The sequence below is a fragment of the Dolichospermum sp. LEGE 00240 genome (assembly GCF_015207875.1).
Classification (GTDB): domain Bacteria; phylum Cyanobacteriota; class Cyanobacteriia; order Cyanobacteriales; family Nostocaceae; genus Dolichospermum; species Dolichospermum gracile.
The window spans coordinates 43,287-54,317 of the sequence record NZ_JADEVZ010000032.1 but is presented as its reverse complement, the minus strand read 5'-3'; the positions used below and the strand labels follow the sequence as shown (position 1 = coordinate 54,317).

General features: G+C 36.4%; 14 protein-coding genes and 1 pseudogene. 9 read left to right on the top strand and 6 right to left on the bottom strand.

Features of this window, described 5'->3' with window-relative positions; translation table 11 throughout:
* Positions 1 to 26 precede the first annotated feature (26 nt).
* A complete protein-coding gene (locus tag IQ226_RS12600) occupies positions 27 to 539 on the bottom strand; it encodes a hypothetical protein (protein ID WP_193895840.1) in 513 nt (170 codons plus the stop codon).
* A 339-nt stretch (positions 540 to 878) separates the two neighbouring features.
* Here IQ226_RS12600 and aroA point away from each other — a divergent pair, with 339 nt between their 5' ends.
* From aroA to IQ226_RS12580, 4 genes are all read left to right on the top strand, one after another.
* Entirely contained in the window at positions 879 to 2,228 is a 1,350-nt protein-coding gene (gene aroA / locus IQ226_RS12595) for a 3-phosphoshikimate 1-carboxyvinyltransferase (protein ID WP_193895838.1), read from the top strand.
* A gap of 67 nt (positions 2,229 to 2,295) precedes the next feature.
* On the top strand, positions 2,296 to 2,658 hold the full coding sequence (locus IQ226_RS12590) for a hypothetical protein (protein WP_193895836.1): 363 nt from the start codon (positions 2,296 to 2,298) through the stop codon (positions 2,656 to 2,658).
* A 39-nt stretch (positions 2,659 to 2,697) separates the two neighbouring features.
* A complete protein-coding gene (locus IQ226_RS12585; RefSeq protein WP_193895834.1) occupies positions 2,698 to 3,009 on the top strand; it encodes a DUF4258 domain-containing protein in 312 nt (103 codons plus the stop codon).
* Positions 3,006 to 3,242: a YgiT-type zinc finger protein gene (locus IQ226_RS12580; protein WP_228039399.1), complete on the top strand. Its 237-nt coding sequence runs from the start codon at positions 3,006 to 3,008 to the stop codon at positions 3,240 to 3,242. The genes IQ226_RS12585 and IQ226_RS12580 overlap by 4 nt, the downstream gene beginning before the upstream one ends.
* Before the next feature lie 208 nt (positions 3,243 to 3,450).
* Here IQ226_RS12580 and IQ226_RS12575 read toward each other — a convergent pair whose 3' ends face one another.
* The gene (locus IQ226_RS12575) at positions 3,451 to 3,672 is read right to left on the bottom strand and encodes a hypothetical protein (protein WP_015078156.1); all 222 of its coding nucleotides are present in this window, start codon (positions 3,670 to 3,672) and stop codon (positions 3,451 to 3,453) included.
* Between the two features lie 187 nt (positions 3,673 to 3,859).
* Here IQ226_RS12575 and IQ226_RS12570 point away from each other — a divergent pair, with 187 nt between their 5' ends.
* Positions 3,860 to 4,126 carry a hypothetical protein gene (locus tag IQ226_RS12570; RefSeq protein WP_193895832.1) on the top strand — a complete coding sequence of 89 codons (267 nt, stop codon included), beginning with the start codon at positions 3,860 to 3,862 and terminating at the stop codon, positions 4,124 to 4,126.
* Here IQ226_RS12570 and IQ226_RS12565 read toward each other — a convergent pair.
* Positions 4,123 to 4,518 carry a hypothetical protein gene (locus IQ226_RS12565; RefSeq protein WP_193895830.1) on the bottom strand — a complete coding sequence of 132 codons (396 nt, stop codon included), beginning with the start codon at positions 4,516 to 4,518 and terminating at the stop codon, positions 4,123 to 4,125. The genes IQ226_RS12570 and IQ226_RS12565 overlap by 4 nt on opposite strands.
* Positions 4,519 to 4,531: 13 nt before the next feature.
* Complete coding sequence (locus IQ226_RS12560; RefSeq protein WP_193895828.1) at positions 4,532 to 4,873, bottom strand: hypothetical protein; 342 nt, start codon at positions 4,871 to 4,873, stop codon at positions 4,532 to 4,534.
* Positions 4,874 to 5,130: 257 nt separating this feature from the next.
* Here IQ226_RS12560 and IQ226_RS12555 point away from each other — a divergent pair, with 257 nt between their 5' ends.
* From IQ226_RS12555 to IQ226_RS12540, 4 genes and pseudogenes are all read left to right on the top strand, one after another.
* Positions 5,131 to 6,492, top strand: coding sequence for an ATP-binding protein (locus IQ226_RS12555; protein ID WP_193895826.1), 1,362 nt, complete (start codon positions 5,131 to 5,133; stop codon positions 6,490 to 6,492).
* Between the two features lie 20 nt (positions 6,493 to 6,512).
* Positions 6,513 to 6,776 (top strand): annotated as a pseudogene (locus tag IQ226_RS12550) (3-phosphoshikimate 1-carboxyvinyltransferase); the annotation flags it as partial.
* Between the two features lie 301 nt (positions 6,777 to 7,077).
* Entirely contained in the window at positions 7,078 to 7,305 is a 228-nt protein-coding gene (locus IQ226_RS12545) for a hypothetical protein (RefSeq protein WP_193895845.1), read from the top strand.
* Positions 7,299 to 7,652, top strand: a complete 354-nt coding sequence (locus IQ226_RS12540; protein ID WP_193895824.1) for a type II toxin-antitoxin system PemK/MazF family toxin — start codon at positions 7,299 to 7,301, stop codon at positions 7,650 to 7,652. Before IQ226_RS12545 ends, IQ226_RS12540 begins: the two co-directional genes overlap by 7 nt.
* 739 nt (positions 7,653 to 8,391) lie before the next feature.
* On the opposite strand, the gene IQ226_RS12535 is transcribed toward IQ226_RS12540, so the two are convergent.
* Together IQ226_RS12535 and IQ226_RS12530 are read right to left on the bottom strand one after the other, a co-directional pair.
* A complete protein-coding gene (locus tag IQ226_RS12535) occupies positions 8,392 to 9,030 on the bottom strand; it encodes a histidine phosphatase family protein (protein ID WP_193895822.1) in 639 nt (212 codons plus the stop codon).
* A 550-nt stretch (positions 9,031 to 9,580) separates the two neighbouring features.
* Positions 9,581 to 10,489, bottom strand: coding sequence for a MoxR family ATPase (locus tag IQ226_RS12530; protein WP_193895821.1), 909 nt, complete (start codon positions 10,487 to 10,489; stop codon positions 9,581 to 9,583).
* Between the last annotated feature and the right edge of the window lie 542 nt (positions 10,490 to 11,031).

The window sequence follows — 11,031 nt, the reverse complement described above, 5'->3', positions numbered from 1 at the left end:
CCCCTGCCCCCTGCCCCCTGTTCCCTTCAATGCTGAATTTCTAAATTGAGAATATAACAACCCAATTGCACTTTTCCTGTCCAGAATTCGTATTCTAAACGGAGATGTTCTGGAAAAGGATGTCCACTGAGAGTGAAAGTTTTGGTAAAATTCCGCAAACGAATAGGTTGATGGGGTTGTAATGATTCATTTGGCAACCAAAAACGACTAATACCATATACACCTAACTCCCAAAAGTGACGGTAACTAACTTGTGCATTACCTTGCATTGTCATAATTAACCGCCGAGATGAAATTTCCAACCATAAAATTCTGGGACTGCTAGGAGGAGAAAAATTGTTTTTAGTTGGGTAAATTGTATCTTCTTGATTGAAATAACTGCCTACCTCACAACTAATCAGAGGTGGTGCAGTTAATAGTAAATGAAATTTATCTGTATCCTTTTGAATTAAAGTTCCAGCAGTGTCAACCACAGACCAAATCGGCAAGTCAGTGGAAATCATTGATAAACAGACGGGTTTGCGGTGGTGAGTTAGCATGAGAGTGTGAGGGGTTACAAATAAAGAATAAAAGTTGAGCGATTTTCTAAATTGCTGATTCTGCCTACTATTTAACGTTACGGCTGACGTTTTTGGTGGAAGCAACAAAAAACAAGACATTCAAACAAGATGTCTAATAAATAGTAAAACCTGGTTCATCGTCAGCAAATATTTTGATTTGTTAATCTAGACAATTCAATATGGTATTATCTGTCACCTGTTATCTACCAGAAGAAAGATTATAGTTGCCAAAAAGCGGTAGGATACTAAATTGGAAGTGAATAGTGATAAACAAGTCGCTGTTTAGCTTTTATTCTATTCAAAAGTCATTGTATCCTAATGTCGGCTATTGTTATTAATTTAGAAACTCAAGCAAACTCTTCGGATCACTTAATTATTCAGCGCCCTGTGGCTGGATTGTCTTTGCAGGGACGTATCCGAGTTCCTGGTGATAAGTCTATTTCCCATCGCGCTTTGATGCTGGGGGCGATCGCACAAGGGGAAACTCAGATTCAAGGATTGCTGTTAGGTGAAGACCCCCGTAGCACTGCTGCCTGTTTTCGGGCGCTAGGGGCGGAAATTTCGGAATTAAACACAGAATTGGTAACAGTCAAAGGCATTGGTTTAGGCAATTTTCAAGAGCCTATAAACGTCTTGGACGCTGGTAATTCTGGGACAACGATGCGGTTGATGTTGGGGTTGTTAGCCTCCCATCCAGGGCGATTTTTCACGGTGACAGGTGATAGTTCTTTGCGATCGCGTCCTATGTCCCGTGTCGTCAAACCTTTGCAACAAATGGGGGCGCAAATTTGGGGACGCAAGGATAACACTCTAGCACCTCTAGCCATTCAAGGACAAGCCCTGCAACCCATTCATTATCATTCTCCCATTGCTTCGGCGCAAGTTAAATCCTGTATCCTCCTGGCGGGTTTAAACACCGAAGGACAAACCACCGTCACCGAACCCGCTTTATCACGGGATCACAGTGAACGAATGTTAAGGGCTTATGGCGCAGAATTAAGTATAGATCCAGACACAAATAGCGTCACGATCACAGGTGGGGCGAAACTCTACGGACAAACCGTAATTGTCCCTGGTGATATCAGTTCAGCAGCTTTTTGGTTAGTTGCGGGGGCGATCGTTCCTGGTTCAGATTTGGTAGTGGAAAATGTCGGTGTCAACCCGACCCGCACGGGGATTTTAGAAGCTTTGGAATTAATGGGGGCAGATATTCAACTAGAGAACCAGCGGGAAGTAGCAGGAGAACCTGTAGCTGATATCCGCGTCCGTTCCGGTGGTTTAAAAAGCTGTACCATCGCTGGTGATATTATTCCCAGATTAATTGATGAAATTCCCATTTTGGCAGTTGCGGCGGCTTTTGCTGAGGGGACAACCATTATCAGGGATGCGGAGGAGTTAAGAGTCAAAGAGAGCGATCGCATTACCGTCATGGCACAACAACTCAATAAAATGGGGGCAAAAATCAGCGAACTACCCGACGGGATGGAAATCACCGGTGGTACTCCCCTAGTTGGTGCAGAAGTAGATAGCCATACAGATCATCGCATTGCCATGAGTTTAGCGATCGCAGCCCTTAACGCTACTGGTACAACCACCATTCACCGCGCTGAAGCTGCTGCTATTTCTTATCCCAACTTCACAAACACACTACGGGAAATTTGTCAATAATTTTTAGGGACAGGGAATAGAGAACTGGGGTATAATTGATAAACAACAAATATTCTTAATCAGCATTATGACTACAGTTGCCATTTTACCTATATCAAATGCCAGTGGTGAAAGGTCTTATCGTGCTATTGCTGGAGATAAACAGTCTGTTGGTAAAACTGCCGGTCAAGCTTTAGATGCTTTGACTACACAGTTAGGTGAAGTTGAATTTCGGGCATTATTAATTATTGATAACTTTCATCCCGATCAATTCTTCACTAGAGATCAACAAGAACGTTTATCCGAACTAATGACTATGTGGAGGATAGCACGAGATCAGGAACAGAAACTTCCGCCAGAAATACAAATTGAGTTAGATAATCTTGTTAATCTTGAACTCAATGCTGCTACAGCTAGAACTGCATCCTTCGCACAACAGTGGAGTCAATGAACCCATTTTATCAATTTGTAGCAGATCGCGCCATAACTAATGAAATCTATAGATGAAATTCGTGAACAACTTAAGTCAGGAAAGTTTGAATTTACTCGTCATGGACTAAAACGTTTAGTTGAAAGAAATATCAGTCGCGCGGAAATAATGGAAACAGGAGATAATGCAATTATTATTGAAGATTATCCAGATGATAAATACTCTCCTAGCTGTTTAATTTTAGGATTGACAATTAATAATCGTCCTTTACATTTACAGGTATCAAGACGAGAATCTGATATTTTAACTATTATTACTTTATATGAGCCTGATCAAACTGAATGGATTGATTATTCCCAAAGGAGGTTATGATGGAAAGTTGTCATATTTGTGGTTCAGATAAATTTACTGAAGAATTAGTTAATGAAACTTTTGAATTCAAAGGTAAACTAATTTTAGTAGAGGGTATTCCAGCTAAGGTTTGTTCTCGTTGTGGAGAAATAACCTTTAGTAGTGAAACTGCTGAAAATATTCGTTTAATGTTGAATAGTAATCAAAAATCTCAGAGAAAAATTGAGATTGATGTTTTTGCTTTTTCTGCTTAGGATCATGAATTTAATAAGGTGTCAAACTTTGTTTGAGGTTTCTTGTCCTACGTCAAAGATAATAACCGGGAATTACAGGTTATTTAATCCACGATCCTTAACTGATAACTTGAATATTCTTGTATCATATGAAACTGAATCTGATTTCAATGATTATCTTTCTAATTTAGAAAATTATGAAGCTAGATTGGCTAAAGGAGAAATAAAATCATTTCGTTTCTTGTCTCCATGCTTCTTGACGAATGGACTCAGTAGTAATATTTCTATTTTCCCAGATTCCTGCCAAAGAAAAAAAATCTTGCTCATCATCAGATATATTTGTGTTATCTTCTATTACTTCTACAGAGTTAACAAAATCTAAAGCAGAAATAAGTTTTAATAGCATCTGTGCTTTTTCTTTATCAGCAATTTGAATGATTAGTTGTTGCATATTTGTTTATTGGTATAATAATATTATTGTAATTATACAACTATTTTAGTTTAGTTTAGCGGAAATTATCAAAAATTATCAAATAATAAGCCAATGTTTGCGGTATTTGTTTAATTTGGCAATTTTAAATATCTGATGTATAATTTAGATATATCTTAGTGAAAATGACTCCATGTAATTAAATGCTATGGAAACAATAACCTTAAATTCTCATGTTGGTGAAGATGGAATATTACATTTAGATATTCCTGTAAATATGGTTAATGCTGATTTAACTATTACTATTATTTTAAACCCTAGTGATGATTTTCAACAAGAAAATAAACCAAAAGGAAAAGGTTGGCCTGCTAATTTTTTTGAAGAAACATCAGGATGTTTAAAAGATACTCCTTTAATTATAGATTCTGAATGTTGGGTTTCGTTACCTCCACCCAACCTACTTACTAAGTCCTAAACTACTAAATTGAGTTCAACACGCCTTTCCTTTTGTAGTTTTTCTAAAATGTCAGAGGGAAGATTAGTTACTCGTTTTACTTCAGCATCAACTGTGATGACAAAAGTTTTATCATCTCTCTTAGTGTAAGTCCGAATTTCCATAAAGTTCCGTTCATCATCTAAGATAAGATGACTGCCAAGAACTATATCACCTCTGGCTTTCATATCTCCTTGTATCCGTCTCACATCTTCTTCAATTCGCTCAAAATTCAACAATCCTTCTTGAACACAGACTAACTTAGAAGTTTCTTGCAATCCCTCCTCAACTGCATCTGCAAGTTTTTTAGGGATACTCGTTATATTGTTGAATAGCTTACCAAACTTATCTTGAAGGCTTTCCTGCTTATCCATAACTGATTGTCTCCTAAGTTGCCTGTTGCATAACTTTTATTTTGTCGTTTCTCCTAAATTGGTCTTCAACTTCAGCCGGGACTTCGGCAACTTCCTCCTCTCTGTATTTAAGGGTTGTCACACCAGAGTTACGATTTCTGACATAAACTTCTATTCTCTTATAAAAACGAGCGCCTTGTTTTACAAGATAAACAGTTGCGTCTGATGTGAGTTCAATTGCTCTGTTGATAGAATCAAGGATATAGCCTAGCATTCGACTAGCCCATTCCTGAATTTCATCCCAGAAATAACCAACAGTAAACCCTGCTAAAGCGCTGCCTATAATTATTGCCCAAGAAATTGGATCAATTGGCATAAAATTACTAAAGTCTGTGCTTTCTCTTGCTTACTTGACTTATCACTGTCTTTGACAATCGTGTACTCCATATTAATACTTAATTTGTTTTACTCATCTACAACAATGCCAGAATTTCAGTATTTTAACCAGTCTGATATAAACGGATTTATACGGTTGTTTTATTACAAAATATTAAGAAAAAAATAGGAAAAGATCGGAAAAAATTGAACAATATTCATCTATAATGGTTAAAAGCTTTACACTGTATAAATTCTATGAATGTAAACGAAGTTGTAACATTTGTTGATAAGATAGTCTTTGAAAAAACTGGCAAGCATTTAGACAACGTTCAAACTGCTGTAGTTCAGGGAACATGGGAAAGACGAACCTATGATGATATTGCACAAGAATTTAATGTTACTAAAAATCATGTAGGAGATATAGGTGCTGAATTATGGCAACTTTTATCTCAAGCATTAGGTGAAGATATTAAAAAAACTAATTTTCGTTCTACATTAGAAAGGGTATATATTAAATCATCTAAAAATTCTAATATTTATAATATAAATGGTACTAACAATTATTTTTATCATCCACAAACAACAAAACAGCCTAATAAACAAAATCAAGAAACTAATATAAATACTCAATCTAAATTATCTCATCACGACTTAACCCTAGCACCCCAAATCATCAAGTTTCATAACAGAGAAACTGAACTACAAACGCTTAACCATTGGATATTAAACCAAACTACTAATTTAATCTCAATCTTAGGATTATCCGGTATTGGTAAAACCACACTCGTTAAAAGATTTATAGACTTACATCAACAAAAATTTGATGCTATTGTTTGGAGAAGTTTAAAATTTCCTCAATCCTTAAATTTATTACTTGATGATTTACTCAAACATCACAAATTAGAATCATTACCAACAATAAATGATAAATTAAAACAATTATTTGATATTCTCACAAATAAAAAATGTTTAATTATCCTTGATGATCTGCAAAATATCTTTATTCCTACTCAATTCGCGGGAAAATATCAACCAGAATATCAAGATTATCAAACCTTATTCAAAATGATTACAGAAACCCAACATCAAAGTAGCGTCATATTAATTAGTCAAGAACAATGTCCAGAAATGGAATGTTTAGATGAAGAATTATATCCTATTAAATCTTTAGAATTATCAGGTTTAGATAATCCAGAAATCCTCAACAATACAGGATTAAAAAATGAGGATAGTTGGTTAAAATTAATCAAATTATATGAAGGTAATTTACTTTATTTAAAAAGTATTAGTATATTAATCCATAAAAATTATGATGGTCAAGTTGTTGATTTTTTAGCTGAAAATACTTTACATATTACCAATCAAATTCAGTCTCATTTTCAAGAGACATTTCACCACCTATCACCCCAAGAACAAGAAATAGTATTAGAAATAAGTAAATTTGAAACCCCTATTTCCAGAGAAGAATTAAGACAAAGTTTAAATTTATCCTCAGTAGATTTTAATAATGGGTTACAATCCTTGCAACAACGGTATTTAATCACGAAAATCAAAGAAGATAAAATTCTGTTTAAATTGTCTCCAGTTTTTCAAGAATATTTGAGAACTTGTTCTTAATACGAAAATGTTAGCATCATAGGGAGAGCGATCGCATTACCGTGATGGCACAACAACTCACTAAAATGGGGGCAAAAATCAGCGAATTACCCGACGGAATGGAAATCACCGGTGGTACTCCCCTAGTTGGTGCAGAAGTAGATAGCCATACAGATCATCGCATTGCCATGAGTTTAGCGATCGCAGCCCTTAACGCTACTGGTACAACCACCATTCACCGCGCTGAAGCTGCTGCTATTTCTTATCCCAACTTCACAAGCACATTACGGGAAATTTGTCAATAGTTTTTAGGGACGGGGTAAAGGGGCGGTAGATTGGCAAAATATTGTTAATATTCCATATATAGAATATATTGTCTTTATATCATGGAATGGAACATTGTGTTTGATCCAGATTTTAGAATCTGGTTTTATCAGCAGGAACAGGGATTTCAAAGTCAACCACCCATCACTTCCCTTCGGGTAAGTGAGGGCTTGTAAAAGCCTAGTGTTTTTTATTACGGAATTACAAAAAGGAAATTTATTAGGGGATAGGTTAAGTGGTTTGTGATATAATATCAATACCATAAACAATAGGAGATGTTTTATGAATCAAACTATCAATAAAATTGTGGAATCAATTGAGTCTCTTTCCGGTGAAGAAAAATATTTATTATTTGAGCAATTAGCTAAAAGAAAATTATTTAATGGTTATGAAAAACTATATCCAGATGTCGGAGAATCTTTAGAAATAGCTGAATCTAATTTTAATGATTATCTTTCTAATTTAGAAGATTATGAAGATAGATTGGCAAAAGGAGAAATTAAGTGGTAGATTTAAAAAGAGGAGATATTGTTTTATGTGATCTTAATCCAGTTAGAGGAACAGAACAGGCAGGAATTAGACCAGTTGTAATTGTACAAATAGATCAAGCTAATAAAGTCAGTCCTCATACAATCATTGTACCTTTGACTTCAAAAATTCGACAAACTATTTTAACATCTCATGTATTTATACCCGCTAATATTGGAGGCTTAAAACAGGATTCAGTTATTTTATGTGAGCAAATTAGAGTCATAGATAAATTAAGAATTAATAAAATTATTGGTCATTTAGAAGATGATTATTTGGTTAAATTAGAACAAGCATTATCCGTAATTTTAGGGATTAATATTAACTAACAAAACGGAAAAAATTATTGATGAAACTTGAAAGAAAGAAATAATTAATTATATGGAAACAATAACTTTAAATTCTCATGTTGGTCAAGATGGAATATTACATTTAGATATTCCTGTAAATATAGTCTCATTTTCAAGAGACATTTCACCACCTATCACCCCAAGAACAACAAATAGTATTAGAACTAAGTAAATTTGAAACCCCTATTTCCAGAGAAGAATTAAGACAAAGCTTAAATTTATCCTCAGTTGATTTTAATAATGGGTTACAATCCTTACAACAACGGTATTTAATCACGAAAATCAAAGAAGATAAAATTCTGTTTAAATTGTCTCCAGTTTTTCAAGAATATTTGAGAACTTGTTCTTAATACGAAAATGTTAGCATCATAGGGAGAGCGATCGCATTACCGTGATGACATAACAACTCAATAAAATGGGTGCAAAAGTCACCGAACTACCCGATGGTAACCACCATTCACCGCGCTGAAGCTGCTGCTATTTCTTAGATTAAAAAAGCCTTCTTTAATGTAATTGAAGCAAGAGGAAGGGTAAATTTATTGTCTGAAGATGTTCAAAAAATTCTGATAAAATTTGAACAAAAACTCCAAGAAACAGGTGAAATTGAATTTAATCTTTTACGAATATTGCTAGAGTCTTTAGGATTCAAAGTAGGTTTAATGGTAATATGAATTAAGTGTTGGGTTTCGTTACTCAGTGACTCCTGACTCCTGCTATATTATGTTCCTGGACGAGAGCGAATATGATCTGGTAGATGATGGCGATCGCCTAATATTTCCAACAAAGGACCATTCACATCAAATTTAACCATACTTACTGATGCCACCAAAATATTGACCCGATAACGATAGCGTCCCAAATCAATCCCCAGTAAACTGCAAAGCATAATCCTAATCGTGGCTTTATGGGAAACGACTAAAACATTACCTTGGGGATGTTTTTCTTGAATTTCCGCAATTACAGGCATAGAACGGTTAGCAATCTCTACCGCAGTTTCTCCACCAATGGGTGCATTCCAAGCGGGTTCTGTCAACCATTTTACATAGTTTTCTGCATAATTTTCTTGAGCAAAAGATTTACTCTTAGTTTCCCATTGTCCATAACTACCTTCCCTGAGTCCTTCCCGCACCTGCATCTCCATACCAGTAGCATCACAAAATGGCTTGGCGGTTCCAAGGGCGCGTTTCATCGGACTAACATAAACCGCTGACCAGTGCAATTTTTGATAAACATCAGCAAAACTAGATGCCATTTCCATCCCTGCGGGTGTCAAATCTGCATCAGTTTCACCACAGAAATTACCACTTTGACTAAAAGTAGTTTCGCCATGTCGCAGTAAATACAAATTGAGTGTCATAGTTTGTATGGTGATGGGGATAAAAGAGTTTGTACAAAAACAAAATAACATCAATCTCACTATTGAATCTGTAACAGCAGTACATCGAGTTTTCTGTATCTGTGCCATAATCAAATTAACCTTTTCGGTGTTGCTGAGTAAAAGTATGATTTTATTATGCCTACGGCACGCTGCGCGAACACGCAGAGGCACTCCAGTCGCAGAGAGTAAGAGTTTCATTTTTTTGATTTTTCAATTTCATACCTCAATTCAACAACGCCCGGTCTAATTCAGAAAGGTTAGGAGGATGATCTCTATCTTTTTGATAAATATTTATATATGCACCAACAGGAATAATAACAAAGCCTAATAAAATCAAGTTAAAGCTCTCCTTGCAGACATTAATTCCCATCCTTGCTCACCCATACGGTTCATACCGCTATCAAAAATAACATCTTCAAAACTTTCAAGGTTTCTCATCAGTTTGGGATTCAAATTATTTAAAGACTTTACCCCTTATCCCTATAGGTTTTTGGGAGGTTGTACCTTGTACCCCCCGTAATATTTTATATTAAGGAATAGGCACAGATCGTAATAATCGTTCAACTATAGTTTTTGCATTGCGTCCCCCTCTAGGAATCAGACGATGACAAAGAACGTGCGGTGCGAGAAACTTAACATCATCAGGAAGAGCATATTCCCTACCTAAAATAAAAGCCAAAGCTTGAGCGGCTTTTTGTAAAGCGACAGTACCACGAGGACTAACACCAAGAGTGATTTCTTCATCCTGTCTAGTAGTCCGCACCAATTCCAAAATGTATTTTTGCAAAGATACTTCTACCTTAACTTGGGAACAAGCTTGGCGTAATGCTTGGACTGCTTCTAAAGTAATACAAGGCTGTAAATCAGCAACCTTGAAACCTGCTTGCAAATTTTCCAACATTTGCATTTCCTCAGATTCCGAAGGATAACCCAAACTTAAAGACAGCATAAATCGGTCCATTTGCGCTTCTGGGAGGGGAAACGTCCCTTGGTACTCAATGGGGTTTTGGGTAGCAATTACAAAGAATGGCTGCGGAACTAGACGAGAAACACCATCAACCGTTACCTGATGTTCTTCCATAACTTCCAGTAAAGCCGACTGGGTACGGGGTGTAGCGCGGTTAATTTCGTCCGCTAGGAGGACGTTAGCAAATACAGGACCTTGTAGAAATGTAAATTCCCCAGTTTTAGGATTCCAAATATTTGTACCGGTGATATCTGTAGGGAGTAAGTCAGGGGTACATTGTAACCGTTGAAATTTACCATCTACAGAACGAGCTAGAGACTTGGCTAAAAGGGTTTTACCGACACCGGGGACATCTTCTAGTAAAGCATGACCACCACCTAGTAAAGCTACTATCACTAAGCGTATAGCTTCATGTTTACCAACAATGGTACGAGCCAAATTCTGTGTTAAAGCGTCAATTTTTTCTCTCATGTAGTACCTGGGGGGAAATGTAGAAGGAGAAGTCCTGGCGAATAAAATTCGCGGCTATACTCAAAACGGTTGTGACATGGACTTTTGTAAAATCACGAAAACCCCAGATTTGTAGGGGTAAAGCAAAAGCTTAATGGTGTAAACTTAAGCTCTGGCGAATGGAATTCACGGCTACACAAACAAAGTCCGCCTGCGCGGACTAAGGAAAAATCAAGGATTGAAACCCACGCAGGTGGGTTTTGCCTGTGTAGACGCGGTTTCTAACCGCCCGTTTTACCTTAAGTTGACACATATCAGCAGTGCTAAACCCCTACCCGGAGAATCAAGTAATTAAGCCGTGTTGAGTATACACAAACAAAGTCCACCTGCGCGGACTAATGAGCAATCAAAGATTTTAAACCCAGGTCGGTGGGTTTTACCTGTGTAGACGTGGTTTCTAACCGCCGCTTGATTTTTAAGTTTATACTTTTCATAGTTTAGCCTTTCCTACAGTATTCCCACGTAACAATTCTAATCCACCATGAGAATTAAAAGTTTATTAA

Coding starts and splice junctions, on each gene's coding strand:
- IQ226_RS12600 (WP_193895840.1), bottom strand. CDS start 539: ATGCTAACTCACCACCGCAAACCCGTCTGTTTATCAATGATTTCCACT.
- aroA (WP_193895838.1), top strand. CDS start 879: ATGTCGGCTATTGTTATTAATTTAGAAACTCAAGCAAACTCTTCGGAT.
- IQ226_RS12590 (WP_193895836.1), top strand. CDS start 2,296: ATGACTACAGTTGCCATTTTACCTATATCAAATGCCAGTGGTGAAAGG.
- IQ226_RS12585 (WP_193895834.1), top strand. CDS start 2,698: ATGAAATCTATAGATGAAATTCGTGAACAACTTAAGTCAGGAAAGTTT.
- IQ226_RS12580 (WP_228039399.1), top strand. CDS start 3,006: ATGATGGAAAGTTGTCATATTTGTGGTTCAGATAAATTTACTGAAGAA.
- IQ226_RS12575 (WP_015078156.1), bottom strand. CDS start 3,672: ATGCAACAACTAATCATTCAAATTGCTGATAAAGAAAAAGCACAGATG.
- IQ226_RS12570 (WP_193895832.1), top strand. CDS start 3,860: ATGGAAACAATAACCTTAAATTCTCATGTTGGTGAAGATGGAATATTA.
- IQ226_RS12565 (WP_193895830.1), bottom strand. CDS start 4,518: ATGGATAAGCAGGAAAGCCTTCAAGATAAGTTTGGTAAGCTATTCAAC.
- IQ226_RS12560 (WP_193895828.1), bottom strand. CDS start 4,873: ATGCCAATTGATCCAATTTCTTGGGCAATAATTATAGGCAGCGCTTTA.
- IQ226_RS12555 (WP_193895826.1), top strand. CDS start 5,131: ATGAATGTAAACGAAGTTGTAACATTTGTTGATAAGATAGTCTTTGAA.
- IQ226_RS12545 (WP_193895845.1), top strand. CDS start 7,078: ATGAATCAAACTATCAATAAAATTGTGGAATCAATTGAGTCTCTTTCC.
- IQ226_RS12535 (WP_193895822.1), bottom strand. CDS start 9,030: ATGACACTCAATTTGTATTTACTGCGACATGGCGAAACTACTTTTAGT.
- IQ226_RS12530 (WP_193895821.1), bottom strand. CDS start 10,489: ATGAGAGAAAAAATTGACGCTTTAACACAGAATTTGGCTCGTACCATT.